Raw genomic sequence first — 23,375 nt, 5'->3', positions numbered from 1 at the left:
CATGGCAGCGATTTTTGGATTAATTTTGGGAGTATTAATTGGAGTTGTTGTTCATCCAGATATTCCTATTGTCATTCAGCCTTACTTACCTATTATGGTCGTTGCAGCACTAGATGCGTTGCTTGGTGCTGCACGTGCATATTTTGAAAGAAACTTTTCGGATAAAGTTTTTGTTATCTCATTCTTCTCAAACGTTATAGCAGCTACGTTGCTTGTTTTGCTTGGAAATCAGCTTGGCGTAGGTGCACAATTGCAAACTGCAGTTATCGTTGTTTTAGGAATTCGTATTTTCTCTAACGTTTCTGCAATTCGTCGTTTCATCTTCAGGAGTTAGCATATGGTTTCAATGTTTTCTCATTCTCCACAAGATGATGATATTCTTCATAAAATGCGTCGTCAAAAAGCGCATGATCGTGAAAGTGATGAAACTCAAACTGGATCTTTCCCAGCAGTTCATCGTAAAGTAAAATCTTCGCTAAGTGGTCACGTGACTCGAGCGCGTATATTTACGGGCTTTTTAATGATGTTGCTCTGCGCTTTATTAGGTTTTGCGTACATGATTCAAGTTAATCGTAGTAACTCACTTTTGTATGAAACAATGAGCGAAGAGGAGTTGACTCGTCTTATTACAGAAACTCATTCTCAAATTCAAAGTTTGGAAAGCCGAAAAAGTGAATTAACAGGTCAGCTCAATTCGTTGCGTGAAGCAGTAGATAAACAAGATGAAGCTCGTCGTATTGCTCAGCAGAATGCTCAAGCAAATGGTCTTATTTCTGGACGTCTGCCGGCAGTAGGTAAAGGTATTGTAGTTCACATTACTGCAGGCGAAAAAGAGAATATTGATGCCGCTACGATGTTTCAGCTAATAGAGGAATTGCGAAATGCTGGCGTAGAAGTTATGTCTATTAACGGTGTGAGAATAGTTACTTCAAGCTATATTTCGCAAACTAAGCATGGTCTTATATGCGACAATATTATGATTGATCCTCCTTATATTGTGAAAGCAATTGGTGACCCTCAGAATTTGCAAAATGCTGTTAATATTGCAGGCGGTGTTGGGTCGCGTTTAAAAATTAAATTTGGTTCTTCTGTAATGGTTTCAGTGCCTGATGAAGTAGAAATTACTTCGACACGCGAACCAAAACAGTACGAATATGCAAAACCAGTCGAGTAACAAGGTAGAATAGCAAGTATGACTGAACCGATTCCTACAGCTGGCGAAACCACTATTATTGGTATGCCAGCTATTCATATTCCAATGAATACAACTTCAGATCGTCCTATGCAACAGGATGATTTTGATACTATAGCGAAATTACTTCCTGGTACTGCGTTGTTGATTTCAACTAGGGGAGCAGTGTCTGGTTCTCGCTATCTTCTCGATGAAGATTTAGTAACAGTTGGACGCGATTCGCATGCTGATATTTTGTTAGACGATTCTACTGTTTCGCGTGCGCATGCAGTGTTTAAGCGCCATAATGGCGTGTTTAGCATTTCAGATTCTGGAAGTCTAAACGGTACGTATGTAAATCGTGAACGTGTTGATGAATCAGTGCTGCATAATGGCGATGAAATTATGATTGGCAAATTCAGACTGGTATTTTTCGCACATGACGCAGTCACAGTCCGATAATGTGATTAATGCAGTACAGGGGGAGCTTTTTAACTTTTCCTTGTCTGCTGATCACGCTTCAGGATACCGTGGTAGTGTCGCTATGAAGGTTGCCGGTATTACTTACCGGCAACTCGATTATTGGGCTCGTAAAAGCATTATAGAGCCTTCAATTCACGCATCTAGCGGTTCTGGTTCTCGTCGTTTGTATTCTTTTAAGGATATTGCGATTATGGCTGTAGCTAAAAGGTTGCTCGATGCTGGCGTTAATTTAGTTAATGTTACTACGGCTATTATTTTTCTTAATCGATACTCAGAAGAGCGTTTGAGAAATATGACTATTATTTGTGATGGTCAGTCTGTTCAAGAGTGCGATGAGAATCAAGATAATATGCGTCGTATGCTTGCTTCTGGTTTAGCAGTATTTGCTATTGCTGTTGGTCGCATTGTTTCTAGAGTTGAAGAGGACTTATCTTCTGAAAATTCTGTTGACGCTACGCAAGTTGAAGAAAAAAGTAGTAAGTCTACTCGCAAATCTTATTCAAAACCTACTTCTCATACATCTTCAAACTCATGGAGTCTTGTTCAGGAAACGTGGGGATAATGGCATGTTTGTAGTTGTTATTATCGATGTTATTTGCTGGTTTGCTTCAGTAGCATTGTTTTTATATAGTTTATTTGCTTGCGTGCGTTTTTTAGTAAAATTTCGAAAAAATGCTTATTTGAAATCAAATAATATTAGCAATAGTAATAAGAAGCGAAATTCTATTGGTTTAATGCCTTGGAGTATTGTTATTACACATTGTTGTGGGCTTCCTTGCGCAATGCTTGCGTACATGCTTTTTCATATTGTTCGCGATTTTGGATTTGTTTGTGACGATTATTGGTTATTAATGAGATCGACGTTAATTGCGTCATATGCGATTATTATCGTGCTTATTTTTGCTAATATTTTTGCAATGCTATTTTGCGCGTACCGAAGCTGCAAGTCTTAGATTATTTAGCAAGAAGTATCGTAAGGATATTATTTGACAGTAGTGTGAGATTTTGCTGGTTGCGTTTGATTATTATCTCTAATTTGACATAACATACATTATCGGATAAATATCAAGCAAATTTAGTTAAATAATAAGCTCAACCGGCAGAAACTGTGCAGCGTTGTAAAGTAAATGTCGGAATACAGCCAAAAAACGACAGAAACTGTGCACGCATGTAAAGAAACTGTCGTTTTCTCACTAAAATCCGACCGAAACTTTACGCACGTGTAAAGAAAAAGCCGTTACGACAAAATTCTGATTAGATTAAGCGAAATATTCGCAAATTGCAGTGCTTAATTCGCTTACGCTATCAATAATTCTGTAAGATCCGTGTGCTTCAAGCTCTCCAGGCTCAGCATAACCCCATGCGCATCCCAAGCAATCCAAGCCGCAATCTTTTGCTCCGTCAGCATCAGTCCAGCGGTCTCCAACCATCAAAGCTCTGTCGCCTTTTTCTGGATTGTAATCAATCTCATCAAAAACATAACGAATAACTTGAGTTTTGCTAATACGCGACATATCTTTGCTGGCGCCATAAATTCCGTCAAGATACTTCGTCAAACCAAAATAATCGCAAATAGGCTTTACTTGATATTCTGGCTTGCAAGATGCGGTTGCTAAATAATATCCAGCTTCACGAAGTTTTGTGAGTTGCTCAAGTATTCCATCGTATACTTTGTTAAGTAGGCATCCTGGAATTTTTTTACCAGGATTATTAGGATCGTCAAAAGTTGCTACTTCAGAATAATACTTGCGATACGTAGCAAGTCCCTTTGCTAGCAGCGATTCAGGAACATTATTGCGTTGAAGAGATTCTAAAATTGAAGGACCTATAAAACGGTGCATTTCAGCATCGTCCGGTATAGGCTGTTTCAATTCTTTCAATGCAAGCTTTGCGCAAGTAATAATACCAGCATCTGACTTTGTTAATGTGCCATCAAGATCAAGCAGAATAATGCGACGACTAGTGCATCCTGAAGGCACTGAGAATTCACTCATAGTCAGGAATCCAGCCCTCATGATGCATTTTTAGACGCTTGTCGAGCAAAGTTTTTAATTCTTCTTCACTACGACGTTCAAGCAGCATATCCCAATGCGTCCTAGACGGCTTGTTGAAATCATCATCTGGGCGATCATCTTCGCCTTCGCGATGTGCAATCGTGCCGCAGCGGCATTCCCACTCTTCAGGAATTTCTGCGCCTTGAGCAAAAGGAAGAATCGTGCGATGTCCCTTTGGGCACACATACACAACATCATTTCGTGCCGCGAAATCTACATTATCATCAGATTCTAATGATTTCGCACCAATGCTCATACCGCGTAAACTGCGTTCTGCCATAGTATCTCCTTGTGTAGTACTTTATAAAATTACCGAATTGCACGGACTATATATATAAAAACGATTTATATATACAAAATACATGCGTTTTATTTGTATATGCTCATACTTATACATCTGAGTATGCTACAACTCCACGGTTTAATAGTTTTGCAGCTTCATAAGCACACGAAGCAAGATTTTTATCTACGCCATCTATAGATTGTAAATATTCTCCTGCTGCGAAAAGTTGAGTAAGTAAATCAATAAGACGTTTAGCTTGACGCACGAAATCTCCTCCAGTGCTGTCAGTATTGCGCAAAATTTCAGCTAGATCAGCGCCATTAGCCCAATCATACATAATATCTACAGCACCAAATTCAAGCGGTCTTAACGCTGGCAAATGAGCGTCTGCGCATAATGCGCTAGTACGCATAAACAATTCTTTCATTCGCAATACTGTATTAAATATTGCCCCATCCTTGCCGCCTGGATATCGTCTAGGTTCTCCCCCTGCAGGTCCTCTAGATTCATAAACTAATGCAGACAAGCACGATAATAATTCAAGCGGCGAAAGATCATTAAAAATTCCTTCGCAAATAGCTTCAGCAAATACAATATCTAGTTCGTTATACAACCTTCTTAACAATTGACCGCGCTCAGTAAGGTGCAAAATTTGGTTTTGTGAAGAATCTTCAGATTGTAAATAATCCAAACTGTACAATACGTCACAAATATGGTCAAAAGTTCTAGCAACAGAACCGGTACGAGATTCGTAGCGTTCACGTACTTGATCAAGTTCCTTATGTTCTCTAATCCAATGGTAGCCCCAACGCAAATGTTGCTGAATATCTGCACAACCTGCACACGGATGAGTTCGTTCAGCTTCTCTAAGATTTGCAATAACATCATCCAGCGCTTTAAACGCTGCTGTGCGTTCTGCATCTGTATGGAATAAAGTATGTTTAAGTTTACGGCGTTGATCGTGTTGAGCTTCTTTAAGCTTCATGCGTAATTGTAAGAACTCAGCAAAATCCCCATGTTCGCAGTAAAATGCTTCTTCATAGCCTTTAAGAGCTGTTTCAAGTTCATTCATGCGATTATGTAAACGTTCAGCAGAAGCATTAGCTTCCCATTGAGCAAAAGAACGATCTAGTGTTGTTCTAGCAGTATCTGCATCGCTTGAGTTCAGCAAATTAACTGCCATATTAAACGTAGGAACGAAGCTGGAATGTAGTGGGTATACGCGTTTACTAGAAAGTGCTGCAGCTTGTTGAGGAACGAAATCAGCATGATCTACAAGAATTGCGTAACCAATATCGTCAATTCCACGTCTTCCAGCACGACCTGTAAGTTGCGTAAATTCTCCAGGCGTAAGAGGTACATGCCCAGTGCCGTCAAATTTTACTAGCTTTTCTACAACAACGCTTCGAGCTGGCATATTTAATCCTAAAGCAAGTGTTTCTGTTGCAAAAACAACTTTAATAAGCCCGCGTTCAAATAGCGTTTCAACAATGTGACGGAATAACGCAATCATACCTGCATGATGTGCTGCAAATCCTTGTTCGAGAGCAAAACGAAAACGTTCAAAACTTAAAGCGTGTAAATCTTCTTTAGAAAGTTGATTTGCAACCATGCTGTCGACAATTTTACGGATTTCGTACATTTCTTCATCGGATGTAAGTATTAATCCTGCGTTTAAACATTGTTGAACAGCTTGATCGCATCCGGAACGAGAGAATATGAAATAAATTCCTGGCAGCATTCCCAAGTAATCTAATTCGTCAATAACAGCCCATCGACGAGGAGTATGTCGTTTTGCACATTTATCTAATTGCGCAACTCCCCCGTTAGCACTGTGCTTCTTACCTTTTCTGTAACGGTATTTGCTATCGCTATAAGATTCTTTACGGCGACGAGCACGGTACTCAAATTCATTAAGTTTCCTAGTCAATGCAGGGTTAACGCGCTTAGTTACGTTTCCATTATTGTCATGGTCGTATAAATCGAGTAGCTCAGGCTCAGTTGCAGAATCCTCTTGAATAACAACATGTCTTTCTAAAGGCACAGGTCTGTGTTCGTCAACAACCAAATGAGTTTCTCCACGCACTGATTCTAGCCATGCAGAAAAATCTTCAACATTTGAAACAGTTGCAGACAACCCAATAATTTTCACCGATTTTGGAAGGTGAATAATAACTTCTTCCCACACGGCTCCACGGAATTTATCTGCAAGATAATGAATTTCGTCAAGAACGACAAAACCTAAAGATTGCAACGTAATCGAATGCTCGTAAAGCATATTTCTTAAAACTTCAGTAGTCATTACAACAATGTCTGCTTCAGGATTTACAGAAGTATCGCCAGTTAATAACCCTACTCTGTCTGAGCCGTACAGTTCGCAGAAATCGTGATATTTTTGATTGCTTAAAGCTTTAATAGGCGTTGTGTAAAAAGCTTTTACATTACGATTTTGCGCAAGAAATACAGCAAAATCCGCAACAACAGTTTTACCAGCTCCAGTAGGAGCAGCAACTAAAACATTATTGCCATTTTCTAGTGCATCAATAGCTTCAAGTTGAAAATCATCAAGTTCAAAAGACAAAGAACGCTCAAATTTAGATGCCATCGAGCGCTCGTGCTTCATTGTATTTTTAAAAGCTGCGAAACGTTGTGAAGGAGATAATACTACATCATTCTCATTGCAGTCAGTTGGATTGCTTGTTTTATTTTTGCAGTCTTTTTTATGTGATAAATGAGACATAAAAAGTATTAGTCGCTTTCTTATATGTTATAGCTGAATGTCTTCTTCGCGAAGAGATTTTTTATCCCAATGCTGCCATATGCTACGGTGATTCTCGCGAATTTTTTGATGACGCTCAATAACTTTTGTGTGCGTTCGCTCATATCGATTCGTTGCATCTTTAATAGGAAGTGTAAATAATGGATCTCGAGGATTCTCATTATCTTCTTTATTTGGTTCATGCAAACGTTCGAATCTAGAAGAAACATCTTCGGAAATGCCAAAGCAGACTCTAGCTATTTTTATTGCGCTTAAAACGACAATAACAACTCCGAGCGCTACCATGATCAGCATAAAAACCGTTATGAGTAGCCAAATCCACCAAGGCATTGTTATTCCTCTGTATTCGCATTATCAGCGTGATTAACGCTTAATTCACGTTGAGCGCGAGCAATAATCATACTACGCAATGTTTCAGGAGCAACAGCTGTAATATGACGTGCGTGAGCAATGCAAAACGCAACGAACCATGAATCAGAAGAAACAGTAAGATGGACTTTTACTCCGCTGCCACAAGTTTCCATAGTGGCTCCAGAAAGATTCTTCAAAAAGTTCAATTCTGTTTCATCGGTAATAAAGCAAGTTTCAGTGCCGTTATCAAAGCTCCACTTGCGAAGTTCACTAACTGGAACATCTGGAATTTCAACTTGAGATACAGGTTCTACAACTTCTGCACGTTCAATACGTGCTACGCGAAGAACTTGCCAAATGCGAGGCAAGCCATTTGCTTTATTAATTGTTGTATCTTTAGCAACAAATTCACGTTTATCTTCTGGTGTTTGCTGCTCTACATCAGTCCATACTGCAACATAGTAAACGCCTTCATCAACGTAAATCTTCGACGGCGCAACAATCTTGCGACGAATACGCCCTGCCCCGTCAGTGTATTCCATATCTAGCAAAGATCCAGAGTTAATAGCACTGCGAACAATAGAGCAATTTCGAGGCTCAATTTCGTAACCTGTTAAACTCAGCCATGGAGTTTGACCAGGAAGAACATGACGGCGAAGACGCTTATACAAGGATTCAGCTTGAGTGCGCTGCTCAATAGGCAAAAGCAAAGAATGTGCCAAATAATTAGCAGACGCAGTAAGCATGCTCAAATATTGCTGTGAAATTCCAGCAAGTCTTTCCAAGCCTAAAGAGTTAGTAGCAGAAACAATTCCCTCGTTCTCAAGAAGAGTCCAATCTATATCAAAGAATTGGCTTCCTGCCATTTCCCCATCGTCAGAAACAGTAGTAAGAGTATTTATATCTTTGTGAAGAATTGTAACAAATCGACGAAGTTCATCATCGCTTTTTGGTCTACCAATAAAACGCTCAGCAAGCTCGTCTAATGGGAATTCCTCTCCAAGATGAGCAGACAAGAAAAGCATTAATCGAAGCCTACGATCTACTTCACTTCCAGTTTGGAATGAGGAACCTTTTTTTGTATGCGATTTATCAGTGTCGCTATTTTGTTCTTCAATATTTTGCGCTTCTTGTACAGCATCTTCTTCATCTTTTTGCTCATTTTCGTCACATTGAGCAAAATTAACTGCTGCGTGCAAACGGCGATGGAAAGCATCAACTGCTTCTTGAGGACTTACCACGCTAGAGCCAGGATGTTCTAGCACAAACATCGCTAAGTCGTCAGCATCAGTATAAGCAACGTTTAAATGTTCGCCGTCAACATCCACAGTTGCGGCAAATCTGCGAGAATCAATAACTTTTACCAAAGAATCAGGTAGCATTTGCGTTCCAAGACCAGGCGCGATTGAATCTAAGCCTAAGCCAGGAATAGGAGTTTGTGGAACTCTAGGAGCAGTGCGAGAAGTGCGCTGTTGCTCGTGTTGACCTGAATCAAGAGAAGAAATAGACATTGAACGAGCAAGATAATTTGCTGCAGCTAAAACTGGTAATTCAGATTGGTCGAAACGTAAACGTACGCGAGGTTCATCGCCTAATTGCAAACGATAAGACGCAAAATCTTGACCTTCGGACTTTGAAGAATATTCTGGCTGCCTAGATTCGATTGCAATACCCATAGCAGCAAGCTTTGCGCGATCTCGCTGGAATTGTTTTGCGAATGCTGCTTTAGCTGCTTGATCTGCAAGCTCACCGTATGAATCTGCATATGCCTTTACGCGCTGTGCAATTTGACGCGAAGTCAGCCATTGCGGGAATGCGGAAGACAATACAGCGAGTACATCTAACTCGTGTTTGCCCCATTTGTCGGAAAAACGTCGCCTTCCGTTGCTTCCTTCTACCATTAGTCCTCACGTATCATGTTTGTATCAATTTACTTATGCGCTTTGCGTACAAGCGACTACGAAATGCAGCAGAACTTGTGTTGCAATATTGCGCACACCTTTTCTATTTTAATGGTGTTTTGCGGTACGTGTGGACATTTTTTAAAAAACTTCTAATAATTATATATTTTTTATTCACACGAACATCAACAACGTTGAAAATACGCCATTTTTTCGCGACACGCCATATAACTTTTTTATAGATAATTTTATTTACTATCAATAAAAATCGCATATTTGCAAGAAATTTGCTTTAAACCCAAGAGTCTGGTTCAATTCCTTGCGGTCCAACGAATTCTCCGTTTGGCACATAACTCGGTTCTCCTGTATCTTCTAAAACAGCGTCAGCAAACATTGAAACTTGATTTCCAAATGTCCAATCTCCCCTAATAGTTACTGATTTTGCAGCAGCTAAAGCTGGAACAGAATATGGGAATCTTTCGTTGAAATCATTGATGTTTTTGTAATAACGTGGATCCAAATCAATATCAGGAAATATATAGTTACCATCTTCCATTTCATATGAATCAGTAAGATGGAATCTATCTGATCGCATAATAAATAAGTCGTTGGTTGTTTTAACAGGCAAGAAACGCATGCGATCAACTTCTACGCAAATTGCGTCATCGAAAAGTGAAGCTATTGCGCCCATTGCTGTTTCTAATTGCACTACTGGTGTGCTGCTTTCGTCAGTTGGGTCAACAGTTTTGTGATTAAAAATAACAGGCAAAGGCAAAATTCCTTTGTGCTCTTTTAGTTTTTCTTCTAGAGCATCTACACGAACCCAAATATTATTTGTGTTGAAGTATGGATGTTTTTTAATGCTTTGTGCGCTTCTACGATCCTCAGGATGAACCTGTGTCATTTCTCGTAGCATTAGTCTTCCTGTTTGCGCGTCCCTAACAATGTGACCGCCCTTACGATCTGCTTGCGTTCGCTTTGCAACCTCAATCATGATAGGTGCGCCAGTATTTTCAAAATGCTGAGCAAGAGTGCGCGACGGTCTAGCACCTAAATTGTCAGAATTTGAAATAAACAAATACTCAATTCCATTTTCTTTAAGAGTATGCAATAAATCAGATTCCCACAGAGTTGAAAAAATATCGCCGTGACCTGGAGGGCACCATTCAAGAGATCGATCTTCTTCGTGAGAAACAGGTTCTCCAGTTTCTTCTACTAATTTTGGTTCTTGATGTTGAATAATTTCTACAGGAATATTGTCTTGAGCAAACTTGCGATTGCGCTTTAGTACTTGCAAAGTATCGTGAGATGTGCGGAAAGAGTTCATGAAAATAAGCGGAAGATTAACTCCTAATCGCTGACGAGCTGTAAGAACTTGTCCAATAATAATATCAATAAAGCGCATTTGGCGAGCTTTATGCCTACGAACTGGTAGTAAAGATTTTGCGCAAGACAAGCCCATAGACGTTCCCAAACCGCCATTTAATTTGATAAAAGCGGTTTTTGCGAATGCGTTAACAGCTTTGTCGTGATCAATAGTTTCGTAAATTTCGTGGAAAGTTGGAACGCTTTTAATAGGCTCAACTGTGCTCTCGCGAATAAACTCAGCAGGCTTATCCCCTGATTTATCTAAATTCCAAGCATTATATAAGTGTTTAAATTGTTCAATAGCAATTTCGCTCATGCCTTGTTCGCGCATCTTTGCAGCGGACAACTCAAACGCGTCATCCATGTAAAAGCCTCCTCGTATGCATGTGACCTTAATAGTTTAGCGATTTGTGCGTCGCTGCGCAAATATTGCTTTTAACGGTTATTTTTAAATACTATTATGATTCTACCAAAGTTAGAAAGTGCAAGTTAGAAAGTGCAAGTTAGAAAGTAATAAGCGCAGCCAATAATAAATACTGACTGCGCTTATGAGAAATTTGCTACTAAATACTACTAAATATGAAATTTAGTTATTTTCTGCATTGTTGTCATCATTTTCTTCCGGTTCATCGCCAGTTTTTAGATGATGCTCGTCATAGCCTTGCAAGTAACGAGTGTGACGCCAATGGTGAATAGAAGCGTTCGTACCGCGATGATGTACGTGATACTTACGTGGAGTACCGCCATAAGGAAGCTCTTTAACTTCGCTAGCAACTGCCATTTGGTTCACATTAGAAGGATCCATAATAGCAATTGGAGCAACAGGCTCTGGCTCTGTTGGAGCGGCAGTTCGATTCTTCAAGTGCGATGGCAACCATTGTGCAAACCAAGACAATGCCAAGCAAATAAGGAAATATATTACTCCTGCAACGCTTAATGTTTGCAAAATATTAAAGTACATTGATCCGAGTCGGCGCGATTCCTGAAGCAAATCAGTGTACATAATAATTGAACCAAGTGCAGTATCCTTCAAAACAACTACAAGCTGAGTTACTGCTGCAGGCATCATAGCAATAATTGCTTGAGGCATTTCAATTTGTGTCAATGATTGGTATTCGCTCAATCCTAATGCAAGTGAAGCTTCTCTTTGACCGTTTGGCAAGTTGCCAACACCTGATCTAACAAGTTCTGCAACAACAGAACCGTTATACATAATCAGTGCCAAAACAACAGCCCAGTAAGATGATTCTTTCATACCAGAAAGTGCGAATGCTCTCCACAAGAAAATCATAAGCATCAATACTGGTACTGCGCGGCAAAACTCTACTACTATTGCGGAAATACTACGAATAATAAAATTAGGTAGTAAACGGCAAAGTCCGAAGAATAAGCCAAATACAATAGAACCAACTACTGCAAGTAACGATGCCTTTAGTGTCATCCATAATCCAGGAAGATAAAAATCAATCCAGGCTTCAGATTCGAGAGCAGGATTCCAAAGTATCCAAGAAAGTTGGTTTTCTCCCTCTGGAGGATTGCTCAAACGAGCGAGAATAGCAATAATGCAAATAACAAAAATGCAACCGGCAATAATATTAGCTATGCGAATTTTCTTAAGAGCTTTTGGACCTGGAGCATCGAATAATAATGATTGTTCACGTTGTTTAGCCATTGTTATCACCTTCTCACAGCAAGCTTATTTGACAAATAAGTAGTCAAAATGCCGATAGGAATGATGAGCATAATGTATCCGCAAGCGAAAATTAAGAAGATTGGCACAATCAAATCTGCATGTTTCTCAATCATTTCGCTCATCATTGTTGAAGTCTCTGTGGCAACTGATGCTGCAGCAGCAACTGTAGAATTCTTAAGCAAAGCAATAAATGTATTACCTAATGGTGCTACTGAACCGCAGAAAGTTTGTGGAAGAATTACTTGTGTTGCAGATTGGAAGAAATTTAATCCAAGAGCGCGGCAAGCTTCTGCTTGACCAACAGGCACTGTATTAAGACCAGATCTCAAAGATTCGCAAACAAATGCTGCAGTATAAAGCGACAATCCAGCAATTGCCAGCCAGAAGAAATTCACTTCAAAAATTGAGGAGAATCCTATCTTAAGCTGAGCGTAAACGCCTAAAACCATGAAAACCATAATGATGGTAAGTGGCATGTTTTTAAACAATTCAACATAAACTGTAGCAATCATGCGTAATGATGAAACAGGGCAAATGCGCATAGTAACAAGAATTACGCCAATAATTGATGAAAAAAGTACACTCCATAAAGTTATTTCAATATTAACCAAGAATGCTCCTGGAATATTGTAGGAGGTAAATAGCTGCACAAAATCTTGCATATTACTTCTCTCCTTCTTGAGGAATTGGCGGATTATACTTTGCGTTCGGCTTAAAGCCAGTGCCTCGCAAATTGTCGTCTAGAGCTCGTTTCCATGAGCCGTTTTTAATCATTTCTTTTAAGGCTGCATTAATTTTCTTAGCTAAGGCTGTATTTCCTTTTTTAATGCCAATTCCGTAATATTCTTCGGTAAATGGCTTGCCTACAAGCTTTAAACGACCTCGAGAAGCGGTTGCTAAACCAGCAAGAATAATATCGTCGGTAGTTACAGCATCCACAATTCCTGAGAATAGTGCAGTTGCACATTCTGCATAACCAGGCTGTTGCATAAGTTGTACTTTTGAAGAGTAACGCTCTTTAATAGAAATTGCAGATGTTGAGCCTGAAACTGAGCATAAACGCTTTCCATCCAAATCATTTGGACCGCTTACTTTATGCTCATCTTTTCGAATTAACAAATCTTGGCCAGCAATAAAGTAAGGTCCTGCAAACGAAACCATTTTCTTGCGAGCGTCAGTAATGGAATATGTTGCAACAATAATATCGACATCACCGTTTTGAAGCATTGTTTCACGCTGTTTAGATGGTGATTCTTTCCATACGATTTGATCTTCTGAATAGCCGAGCTTTTTAGCAACATATTTTGCAACATCAACGTCGAAGCCAACGTAAGTTCCTGCTTTTTTGAAACCCATACCAGGCTGATCGAATTTAATACCAATGCGTATTACTTTTTTACCATCGCTACGATCGCAAGCTGTAAGCGGCATAACGCAGCATACGGTACAAAGCATCGCTAGTATCGCACGAAAAATGCGATTATGTAATATTTTCATATCTTTTCCCTTCATAAGAAATGTTTTAAAGTTTCAGGATTTTTACTGAAAGATAAAACAAAAAGCAGATTAATGCGTAAGAATCTTGGAAAGGAAATCTTTTGCTCGATCAGTTTTTGGATGCTCGAAGAATTCTTCTGGAGTACCCTGTTCGAGGATTTGACCATCGGCCATAAACACAATTCTGTCAGCAGCTTTACGAGCAAAGCCCATTTCGTGCGTAACACAAATCATTGTCATGCCTTCTTTTGCAAGCTCAACCATAACATCCAGTACTTCGTTAACCATTTCTGGATCGAGTGCGGAAGTTGGTTCGTCAAAAAGCATAACTTTTGGCTGCATAGCAAGAGCTCGAGCGATTGCTACGCGCTGCTGCTGGCCGCCGGAAAGTTGTGAAGGCATTTTGTTAGCCTGATTATCTACGCCTACTCTAGTAAGTAATTCCATGGCAAGAGTTTCAGCGCTTTGCTGATCCATGTGACGAACTTTCATTGGTGCAAGAGTGACGTTTTCAAGAATCGTTTTGTTTGCAAAAAGATTAAAGGACTGGAATACCATTCCAACTTCTGCTCGCAAAGCTGCAAGTTCTTTTCCTTCTTGAGGAAGTGGCTCACCATCAATACGTATGTCACCTGAATCGATAGTTTCGAGACGGTTAATTGTGCGACACATTGTTGATTTACCAGAACCAGATGGACCGATAATAACTAGTACTTCGCCTTTGTTAACAGTAAGATTGATATCTTTAAGCACATGAAGTTTTCCATAATGCTTTTCGACATGGCTTAGTTCTACGAGGGGATTTGCCGCTTTTCGCACTGAAATAGTGCTATTAGTCATATCCTCGGCGTTTGGATTTGACTTTGATATTTGCTTATCCATAACAAGAAGTTTAGCCAATCTGTGTTACGGTTATTTATCACTATCGTTACGTTTTGTAACTCTTACGTTACAAAAAGCCGTTGATTGTAATCATAAAATAACAATCAACGGCTTATAAATAATATTTTTTACAAGTATTTTTATTTACTCGTCTTCTTCTGGATCGTAATCGACGCCAGTTTCAGCACGCTGCTCGTCAGAAATTGGAGCAGGAGCGCCGGTTAGAGGATCCCTACCGCCGCCAGCCTTAGGGAATGCGATTACGTCGCGGATTGAGCTTGCGCCTGCCAAAATTGCAGCAGTACGATCCCAACCCAAAGCAATACCAGCGTGAGGTGGAGCACCATACTTGAAAGCTTCAAGCAAGAAGCCGAACTTTTCGTCAGCTTCAGCTTTATCGATTCCAAGAACGTTAAGCACACGATCTTGAATATCGTCGCGGTGAATACGAACGGATCCGCCGCCCATTTCGTTACCGTTGCACACGATATCGTAAGAATCGCTCATAGCGTGCTCTGGATCTTTATCAAACTTATCGATCCAATCAGCAGATGGCATTGTGAATGGATGGTGCATAGAAGTCCACTTTGAGTGGCCAACAGCAACGTCGTCATCATCTGGATCATCAGTGCGCTTGAACAGTGGGAAGTCAACAACCCAAGTGAAAGCAAACTCATCTGGGTGAAGCAATCCTGCGCGGCTAGCAAGCTCTACACGAACAGCGCCGAGCAAAAGCTGCGAAGACTCGCGGGAACCTGCTGCGAAGAATACTGCATCGCCATCTTCTGCTCCAACAGCTTCCTTAAGACCTGCGCGCTCTTCTTCGCTAAGATTCTTAGCAACAGGACCCTTTAACTCGCCATCTTCACCAAATACAACGTAAGCCAATCCCTTAGCTCCACGCTGCTTAGCCCAATCCTGCCAAGCGTCAAATTGACGACGAGGAGTTTGCGCACCGCCCTTAAAGAGCACAGCTCCAACGTATGAAGCCTGGAACACGCGGAATGGAGTGTTCTTAAAGAAGTCAGTTAATTCAACAAGTGGGTTTCCAAAACGCAAATCAGGCTTATCGGAACCATACTTATCCATTGCTTCCTGCCAAGTAATACGAGGCAAAGGAAGAGTAATTTCGTGACCGGCTTCCTTCCAAATAGCAGCAATAACGCGCTCTGCCATAGCCATAACATCTTCCTGGCTTGCAAAGCTCATTTCCATATCAAGCTGAGTGAACTCAGGCTGACGATCTGCACGGAAGTCTTCGTCGCGATAGCAGCGAGCAAGCTGATAGTAACGCTCGACGCCAGAAACCATGAGCAACTGCTTTAGAAGCTGAGGAGACTGTGGAAGTGCGTACCAAGAGCCTGGAACCAAGCGTGCTGGAACAACGAAGTCGCGAGCGCCTTCAGGAGTTGACTTAATGAAAGTTGGTGTTTCAACTTCAGTAAAGTTCATATCTTCCAAAGCGTGACGAGCAGCCTTAGCCATATCAGAGCGAAGCTTCAAATTGCGTTGCATAGATGGGCGACGCAAATCAAGATAGCGATACTTCAAACGAACATCTTCGCTTGGGAGCTTGTTTTCGGACTCGTTTTCCAAAGCTGTTGAAACCTGGAATGGCAAAGCATCTGACTTTGCGAGAATAGTAACAGTTTGAGCAACAATCTCAATTTTACCGGTTGCTAAATGGTCGTTTTCGTTGCCATCTGGACGCAAGCGAACTTCGCCGGTAACTTGTACAACGAATTCACTACGCAATGGTCGTGCAGTTTCTTCATCGTAAATAACAACTTGCACTAAGCCTGTGTTATCACGGACATCGACAAAGGCAACTCCACCATGATCACGGCGACGATCAACCCAACCAGCGATGGTTACTTTTTGCCCGACTAATTCTTCAGTCACTTCAACGGCATGATGTGTGCGATACGCCGTCTGGCTCATAAGTCCACTTCCTCTACAATCTAATTGATATATTCATTTGTTTCTATTGACATGATTTTGCGCACAATATTCAAGCAAATTTGCAAGAACATTATTTAGCGCAAGAAACTGTCTGCCGGGCATAAACAGTATCCGGTTGCCAAGACGTGGCATCCGCGGTTTCCTGTTCGCCAGTAATAATATTTTTTACTTCATCGTGAGATGACTCTGATTCAGTGCTATCAGCAGGGAACCACACATAAGGAATGCCGAGCTTGTCAGCATATTTTATCTGCTTACCAAGCTTTGCTGCGCTAGGAGAAACATCTGCTGCAATGCCTCGATCTCGTAAAGTTTTAGCAATAGCATTGCATGCAGGACGATCCTCCTCATTCCAAACTGCAACAAGTACTGCAGCAGGAGAAACTCGAGAAACAGTAGCACCTGCAGTGTGAAGCATATAAGAAAGCAGTCGAGACATGCCGATTGAAAGTCCTACGCCTGGATACTTCTTCTTGCCTTGTGAAACTAAATTATCGTAACGACCGCCAGAGCAAATTGAACCAAGAGATTCTGCGTTGTCAAGGAAAGTTTCGTAAACAGAACCAGTATAGTAGTCAAGTCCACGAGCAATCTTCAAATCAGCAACAACAGCGCCTGGGCGGATACGTGCTGCTTCGTCTACAATCATCGCAAGAGTTTCAACACCTTGAGAAGCTAAAACGTAAGATTCGTTATCATCGCTTCGAGAAATACTATGCTTATCGCATAATTCGTTGAAACGAGACTTTAACTCATCTCCTGTTTCGGCAGTAAGTTCAGCTAATTCTAAGCATGCATCAGCTTGAGAAGCTGTAGCGCCGCATTCTTTTACTAAAAGCTTAGATACTTCTTCAGCGCCAATTTTGTCTAGCTTATCGATTTCTCGAAGAACTCCCTCGATATCGCTTAATCCAATACCGCGATAAAAACCTTCCGAAAGCTTTCGATTGTTAGCATGAACAGTTGCCTTAGGAAGACCGAACTTACGTAAACGCTCAAGAGCTTCAACCATAACAAGTGGAAGTTCAACTTCGTAGTGTGAAGGTAATTCGCCATTTCCTACGACATCGATATCAGCTTGTACAAACTCACGGAAACGACCTTCTTGTGGACGCTCCCCTCGCCAAACTTTTTGCATTTGCCAGCGTTTAAATGGGAACGTCAAATCACCAGTATGCTCAACTACGTAACGGCTGAGTGGAACTGTTAAATCGAAATGTAAACCAATGCGTTCTTCTACAGGAGTGTCGGATTCGTGACCGACTTCTTGTAAACGCGATAATAAATAAATTTCTTTACTGGTTTCGCCTTTTTTTAATAAGCTTGAACCCTGTTCTACTGCACGCGTTTCAATTCCAATAAAACCGTTGAGTTCAAACACTTCTCTTAGTGTATCAATTACTTGCTGTTCAACAGCGCGTTCACTAGGAAGCCATTCAGGGAAACCCGATATTGATGAGCCTTGTACCATGTCCACTATAATAGGTGGTGTTGCGGAAAAATCATGGCTTACCGTCATACTTATTCGTAACAATGTTACCGTGCATCTGCTGTAAGGAGTCGTCCCGTGACCGAACAGACTAAACCTGAAGAAACTACTAAAACTACTACCGCGCCAAAGCCAGTTGCTCCATCTCCAGCAAGCTTCGCGCATAAGACTCGTGTTGTTGCTCAAGCACCAACCATTTCTTATAGTGAAGAGGATATTAAAGCCGCAAAAACCTTTGGCCGAGTTGATGAAAATGGCACTGTTTACGTTACTGAAAACGGTGCTGAGCGTGAGGTTGGTCAATACTCCACTGGTACTCCTGAAGAAGCGTTGACTTTCTATATTCATCGTTATCTTGATTTGAAGATTAAGCTTGATCTTTTTGCTAAGCGCTTAGAAGCTTCCAATGTAAAAGCAAAAGAAATTGACGAAACGCTTAATACTTTGAAAGCTGAATTGGAAAATCCTGCTGCCGTAGGCGATATTGCTGCTTTACGTGCGCGACACGCCGAATTAGCTGCAAAAGGTAATGAAAAGAAGGAAGCAATCTCTAAAGCTCGAAAAGAAGCTCTAGAAAAAGCTTTGAAAGAACGTACAAATATTGTAGAACGTGCAGAATCGTTAGTAGCGCAAATGAATGAATCTACTAACTGGCGTGAATTAAACGATAAGCTACGTGCTTTATTTGACGAATGGCAGGAGCACCAGCGTACTACTATTCACTTGAATAAGTCTGATGCCGATGCTTTGTGGCAGCGTTTTTCAAAGGCTCGTTCTGCGTTCTCTCAGGCTCGCAATTCTTGGGTTAAAGAACGTGAGCATGTGCGTAATACTGCTAAGCAGCTTAAGGAAGCTATTATTGCAGAAGCTGAAAGCTTAAAAGATTCAAAAGATTGGCGTGAAACTTCTATGAAGTTCAATGCTTTAATGGATCGTTGGAAGAAAGCTGGCAATGCTGGTCGCCAGCACGATGATGCTTTGTGGGCTAAGTTCCGCGAAGCTGCTGATGCTTTCTATCATGCTCGTCAAAATGACCGTGAAAAGGTTAATGCTGGAGAACACGAAAATCTTGCTAAGAAGGAAGCTTTGCTTGTAAAAGCAGAGGCTTTGTTGCCAGTAGAAAATGAAGAGGCTGCTAAGAAGGCTCGTAAGGCTTTGTCTCAGATTCAGGAAGAATGGGATGCTATTGGTTTCGTTCCTCGTGAAGATATGCGTCGTATTGAGTCTCGCTTGAACGACGTTGATAAAAAGATTAAGGCTGTTGAAGACGCTGCTTGGCGTGAAGCTGATCCTGAAGCTAACGCTCGTAAGTCCAGTTTTGCTTTACAGTTGGAAGCACAACTCGAAGAGCTTAACGCTGCTATTGCTAAGGAAACCGATAATAAGCGTAAAGCTAAGTTGGAAGCTGAAAAGGCTACTAAAGAGCAGTGGCTTAACGCTGTTAAGTAAATTAGTTTTATAACTAATTAAAAGTATGGGGTTGCTTAAAAATCAAGCGGCCCCATACTTATTTTTCGGCTGTATTTTAAGATTTATTTGCTTTTAAGAGTTTTTTATTAAAGATTTAGCTAAATGAATAAAAGTATTAGCTAAATTAGAATCTGCCAATTTTCCATCTTCGGTTAGAACAGCAGGTCGCCCTGCTTCACCAGTTTCTCTAAGCGCAGGATCTAAAGGAAGTTGAGCTAAAAGAGGCACATTAGTGTCAAGAGCGTTACAAAGTTGTTCGCTTACTCTCTTTCCTCCTCCTGAACCAAACAATTCTAAGCGCTCGCCGTTATTTTCAAACCAGCTCATGTTCTCAACAACTCCGCGAACTTTTACAGGAATTTGCAAAGCCATAAGACCCGACCTAACTGCTACGTCTGATGCGCTAGGCTGTGGAGTTGTTACTACAACAAGCTCTACATTTGGTAAGGATTGTGCTACAGCTAATGCCATATCTCCTGTGCCTGGAGCTAAATCAAGAAGTAAAACATCGGGGTTGCCCCACCAAACATCGGAAAGAAACTGTTCTAAAGAACGTTGTAATCGTGGTCCTCTCCACAAAATAGCACGATCAGTTCCAGCAAACATTCCAATAGAAATAAGCTTTACTCCCCAAGCAACTACAGGCATAAGCATTCCGTTTAAATTTGTTGGTTGAGAATTAACTCCAAACATTCGCGGTAAAGAAAAGCCGTAAATATCGGCGTCGATAGCTGCAGTATCGTAACCTAATGCTGCAAAAGTTGCAGCTAAATTAGCAGTTATAGAAGATTTTCCAACTCCGCCTTTTCCAGAAGCTATAGCAAAAATTCTCGTGCGAGTGCCAGCTTTATTAAATGGATTTTCTTTGCGTTCAGCTTTTAAATCTGCAACTAACTTTTCTAATTTAGTTTTACTCATTGCAGTGGCGTTAACGTGCGGTATGAGTATTGCTTGAGGATATTTAGATATAGCTTCTTGAACTCGTCCTGTAATCACTTCTGCAAGAGGGCAATTTGGCACAGTAAGTTCAAGATTTATCTCTACATCATAAGCAAACTTTGTTGCATCAATAGTTTCAGCTTTTTTTATCACATGCACTCCGGTTACCATGTTTAATTCGGTAACAGAGCGACCTAATTCTGGATCAATAACGCTACCCAGCAAATCGTAAACTTGTTTTTCGAGTTCACTTGTATTCATGCGTTATGATTCCTCAGCAATGAGATTTGGCACAGTATTATTTGCAATTTGTAGTATTTCTTCTAAGTCCCCAGTTTTTAAAAGAGTATTAAACTGTTGTTCGTTAAGCATAGGAATGCCAAGTTCTTGCGCTTTAGTTGCCTTGGATCCTGCATTTTCGCCTAGAATAACGCAATATGTGTTCTTGCTTACTGATCCTGATGCTTTGCCGCCTCTTGAGACTATAGCTTCTTTTGCGCTGTCACGTGTAAATCCTTGCAAAGACCCTGTAACAACTATTGTTTTACCTACTAATGTTTGAGCGAAAGATGATGTTTCAACTTTCCCTACTACACCTGCTTCTTGCCACGATTTTAATACTTCAAATTGCCAATTAGCAGGGTCTTTAGCTTGTTGGAACCAGTTGTATACTGCTTGCGCAATTTCAGGACCAACTCCATCAATTTGTGTAAGTTCTTCAATAGATGCTTTGGAAATATTATCTAAAGATCCAAAATTTGCCGCTATAAGACGTGCAGTTGGTGGACCTAGTCTACGAATAGATAAAGCAACCAAAACTCGCCACAGCGCTGCATTTTTGCCTTTTTGAGCTATTTCTTCAAGCATACTACGAGTAGTTTCAGAAGGTCTTGTATACCATGGCACATTTATTGTTTCTTTAGCGTTGTCGCTAGTTTTAGCATTTCTAGTAATGCGCTTATTTTTCCAAAGTACTACTTTAGCGTCAATTGGAACCTGGAATTTAGGATATTGAGGATCCCATTGTTCGTTTGATGAAGTAGTTTTTTCGGAAGTTTCTGCTGCTTCGTAATTTGTAGATAACTTTGCTTCGATTGTGCGAGTCCAAAATGCTCTAACTTGATGCCAAAGACCAGATCCACCTATTTTGCGTGTACGCTTTTTAAAGCTACCGTCTTTACTAACTTCTTTCCACTCTTCAACAAGAGGGATTTCTTTCCAAACCATTACATTTTGTAAATCGTTGGCAGTAATACTAAATAATCCAGCTTCATTTCTAAGTACTGGAGTTTGTGGTTCAGGTAGCGTTAAATCTGGTGACGGTATATATGGTTGTTGAGTTGCGCCTCGCTGAATTATAATTTTATCCATATCTGGGCAGTAAACTTCTGCAGTTGTAGGCCTGCAATCCTCAGGATTTGTGAGAGCTAGCGCAGCGTTATCGCCCAAATTTTCAATATCAAAAGCTTGTCTGGAAGCCAAGTGAATTATTCGTTCTGTAAGTTGAGCTGGGCAGTTTTCTACATTTGGGCAACGAATGTCTTTATCTCCCTCTTTTGCAGGAGCTAGCTTAGTTCCACAAGATGGGCAGTATTCTGGCATAACAAACTTTCTAAGTTCATTTTCTCGCCCTTCCCTAGCTTTAAGTACCGGACCGACTAATTCCGGAATAACATCCCCAGCTTTACGAACTACGACAGTATCGCCAATTAGCACACCTTTATGTTCAACTTCGTAAGCGTTATGAAGAGTTGTGCGAGAAATTGTCGATCCTGCTACAGTAACAGGTTCAAGAACAGCTACAGGAGTTACTCTTCCAGTTCTTCCAACCTGGACAATAATATCCTTCAAATAAGTATTAACTTCTTCAGGAGGATACTTGTATGCAATAGCCCATCGTGGAGCTCTAGAAGTAGCTCCTAGTTGATGCTGTAATGCTCTGTCATCAACTTTTACAACTATGCCGTCTAAAGCGTGCAAAATATTTGCTCTATGCTCTCCGTAATAGTCAATCATTTCTTCTATTTCAGAAAAATTTGTGACTTTTCTCGTGTACGGAGAAACAGGTATTCCCCACTGTTGATAGAACTTATATGCGTCAGACTGATTAAATTTTGTTTCACTATTGTTATGGCTTGTATTTTCTTTCCAACGAAGCTCACCTAGTCCGTGTGCAAAAAAGCTTAATCGACGCGTGGCTGTAATTCGTGGATCTTTTTGACGCAAAGAGCCAGCTGCAGCGTTACGAGGGTTTGCAAAAGCAACTCGTCCAGCATTTTCTTGTTCATCATTTAATTTCCTAAAGTCTTCCCATTTCATAAAAACTTCGCCACGAATTTCCACGAACTCAGGAATATCGTCAGGATTGTCAGAATGAAGCTGTGTTGGTATTGCTTCAATCGTTCTTACGTTTAATGTAATATCCTCGCCAGTTACGCCATCGCCTCTAGTAAGACCTTGTTCAAGAGTACCGTTGCGATAAATAAGATTTAAAGCAAGACCATCAATTTTTACTTCGCAAGTCATAGGAAGAGGTTTGGACTCATCCCATTGTAAATCGCGAATTACGCTGTTATACCAATCATGTAATTCTTCAATTGAAAATACGTCATCCAAACTCATCATTCGAGACGGATGCTTTACAGAAGTAAAATCGTTAGAAAAAGTTCCACCTACGCGATGTGTTGGAGATTGAGGAGTATCTAAAGTTGGGAAAGCAGCTTCTAAAGCGCTTAGCGCTCGCATTCTTGCATCGTATGCTGCGTCTGAACTAGTCGGAGAATCTTCTACATAATAAGCAATTTGATCAGATTGTGCCCAAGCTGCCAATTTCGCCCAAAGTTTCGCAGCTTGCTCTATAGTAAGCGTCGCTGGTTGCAAATTTCCAAGAGCCAACGCATCAGTGTCTGTTGGCTGAAGTTGAGCAATCCATGTATCTGTTTTTTGCGTATTTTCATGAGTCTCATTTTGCTCGTCAAAATCGTCAAAAAGAGTCCATTGTGCGTTTTTTGACTCGATATCATCGTGAGTCATACTCATGAAACCCCCTTCAA

General features: G+C 40.7%; 19 protein-coding genes. 5 read left to right on the top strand and 14 right to left on the bottom strand.

Annotation, left to right across the window (positions count from 1 at the left end; genetic code table 11):
- Position 1 precedes the first annotated feature (1 nt).
- Genes ACJV2T_RS05595 through ACJV2T_RS05580 form a run of 4 tightly spaced genes read left to right on the top strand, consistent with a single transcriptional unit; the run spans position 2 to position 2,216 of the window.
- On the top strand, positions 2-334 hold the full coding sequence (locus ACJV2T_RS05595) for a small basic family protein (protein ID WP_004106615.1): 333 nt from the start codon (positions 2-4) through the stop codon (positions 332-334).
- A 3-nt stretch (positions 335-337) separates the two neighbouring features.
- On the top strand, positions 338-1,174 hold the full coding sequence (locus tag ACJV2T_RS05590; protein ID WP_119526595.1) for a DUF881 domain-containing protein: 837 nt from the start codon (positions 338-340) through the stop codon (positions 1,172-1,174).
- Positions 1,175-1,192: 18 nt separating this feature from the next.
- A complete protein-coding gene (locus ACJV2T_RS05585) occupies positions 1,193-1,633 on the top strand; it encodes an FHA domain-containing protein (RefSeq protein WP_004108920.1) in 441 nt (146 codons plus the stop codon).
- Positions 1,611-2,216 carry a MerR family transcriptional regulator gene (locus ACJV2T_RS05580; protein ID WP_064340297.1) on the top strand — a complete coding sequence of 202 codons (606 nt, stop codon included), beginning with the start codon at positions 1,611-1,613 and terminating at the stop codon, positions 2,214-2,216. Before ACJV2T_RS05585 ends, ACJV2T_RS05580 begins: the two co-directional genes overlap by 23 nt.
- Before the next feature lie 697 nt (positions 2,217-2,913).
- Here the strand turns inward: ACJV2T_RS05580 and ACJV2T_RS05575 are convergent.
- From ACJV2T_RS05575 to hisS, 12 genes are all read right to left on the bottom strand, one after another.
- Entirely contained in the window at positions 2,914-3,648 is a 735-nt protein-coding gene (locus tag ACJV2T_RS05575) for an HAD hydrolase-like protein (RefSeq protein ID WP_410299648.1), read from the bottom strand.
- Positions 3,641-3,988 (bottom strand): RNA polymerase-binding protein RbpA, encoded by a 348-nt coding sequence (locus ACJV2T_RS05570; protein ID WP_119487198.1) that lies wholly within the window; start codon positions 3,986-3,988, stop codon positions 3,641-3,643. Before ACJV2T_RS05570 ends, ACJV2T_RS05575 begins: the two co-directional genes overlap by 8 nt.
- 109 nt (positions 3,989-4,097) lie before the next feature.
- A complete protein-coding gene (locus ACJV2T_RS05565; protein WP_419399380.1) occupies positions 4,098-6,596 on the bottom strand; it encodes a DEAD/DEAH box helicase in 2,499 nt (832 codons plus the stop codon).
- Positions 6,597-6,758: 162 nt separating this feature from the next.
- Positions 6,759-7,100, bottom strand: coding sequence for a hypothetical protein (locus ACJV2T_RS05560; protein ID WP_415682974.1), 342 nt, complete (start codon positions 7,098-7,100; stop codon positions 6,759-6,761).
- Between the two features lie 2 nt (positions 7,101-7,102).
- A complete protein-coding gene (locus tag ACJV2T_RS05555; protein WP_415682975.1) occupies positions 7,103-9,022 on the bottom strand; it encodes a helix-turn-helix transcriptional regulator in 1,920 nt (639 codons plus the stop codon).
- Between the two features lie 292 nt (positions 9,023-9,314).
- Positions 9,315-10,754 (bottom strand): UTP--glucose-1-phosphate uridylyltransferase, encoded by a 1,440-nt coding sequence (locus ACJV2T_RS05550; protein WP_415682976.1) that lies wholly within the window; start codon positions 10,752-10,754, stop codon positions 9,315-9,317.
- Positions 10,755-10,976: 222 nt separating this feature from the next.
- Complete coding sequence (locus tag ACJV2T_RS05545; protein WP_415682977.1) at positions 10,977-12,062, bottom strand: amino acid ABC transporter permease; 1,086 nt, start codon at positions 12,060-12,062, stop codon at positions 10,977-10,979.
- Positions 12,063-12,067: 5 nt separating this feature from the next.
- Positions 12,068-12,745 carry an ABC transporter permease subunit gene (locus tag ACJV2T_RS05540; RefSeq protein WP_415682978.1) on the bottom strand — a complete coding sequence of 226 codons (678 nt, stop codon included), beginning with the start codon at positions 12,743-12,745 and terminating at the stop codon, positions 12,068-12,070.
- Between the two features lies 1 nt (position 12,746).
- Entirely contained in the window at positions 12,747-13,580 is an 834-nt protein-coding gene (locus ACJV2T_RS05535) for a glutamate ABC transporter substrate-binding protein (protein ID WP_415682979.1), read from the bottom strand.
- Between the two features lie 69 nt (positions 13,581-13,649).
- Positions 13,650-14,420, bottom strand: a complete 771-nt coding sequence (locus tag ACJV2T_RS05530; protein ID WP_415682980.1) for an amino acid ABC transporter ATP-binding protein — start codon at positions 14,418-14,420, stop codon at positions 13,650-13,652.
- Positions 14,421-14,606: 186 nt separating this feature from the next.
- On the bottom strand, positions 14,607-16,403 hold the full coding sequence (gene aspS / locus ACJV2T_RS05525; protein WP_415682981.1) for an aspartate--tRNA ligase: 1,797 nt from the start codon (positions 16,401-16,403) through the stop codon (positions 14,607-14,609).
- Positions 16,404-16,494: 91 nt separating this feature from the next.
- Complete coding sequence (hisS, locus tag ACJV2T_RS05520) at positions 16,495-17,895, bottom strand: histidine--tRNA ligase (protein WP_415682996.1); 1,401 nt, start codon at positions 17,893-17,895, stop codon at positions 16,495-16,497.
- Between the two features lie 96 nt (positions 17,896-17,991).
- On the opposite strand from hisS, the gene ACJV2T_RS05515 reads away from it, so the two are divergent.
- Positions 17,992-19,362, top strand: coding sequence for a DUF349 domain-containing protein (locus tag ACJV2T_RS05515; RefSeq protein ID WP_064621586.1), 1,371 nt, complete (start codon positions 17,992-17,994; stop codon positions 19,360-19,362).
- A gap of 93 nt (positions 19,363-19,455) precedes the next feature.
- Here the strand turns inward: ACJV2T_RS05515 and ACJV2T_RS05510 are convergent, their stop codons facing one another.
- Both ACJV2T_RS05510 and ligA read right to left on the bottom strand, forming a co-directional pair.
- Complete coding sequence (locus ACJV2T_RS05510) at positions 19,456-20,583, bottom strand: Mrp/NBP35 family ATP-binding protein (protein WP_004108951.1); 1,128 nt, start codon at positions 20,581-20,583, stop codon at positions 19,456-19,458.
- Between the two features lie 3 nt (positions 20,584-20,586).
- Positions 20,587-23,355 (bottom strand): NAD-dependent DNA ligase LigA, encoded by a 2,769-nt coding sequence (gene ligA / locus ACJV2T_RS05505; protein WP_419399383.1) that lies wholly within the window; start codon positions 23,353-23,355, stop codon positions 20,587-20,589.
- Positions 23,356-23,375 lie beyond the last annotated feature (20 nt).

Source organism: Gardnerella phocaeensis, from assembly GCF_048545075.1.
Classification (GTDB): domain Bacteria; phylum Actinomycetota; class Actinomycetes; order Actinomycetales; family Bifidobacteriaceae; genus Bifidobacterium; species Bifidobacterium vaginale_J.
This window is presented reverse-complemented; position numbering and strand designations above follow the sequence as displayed.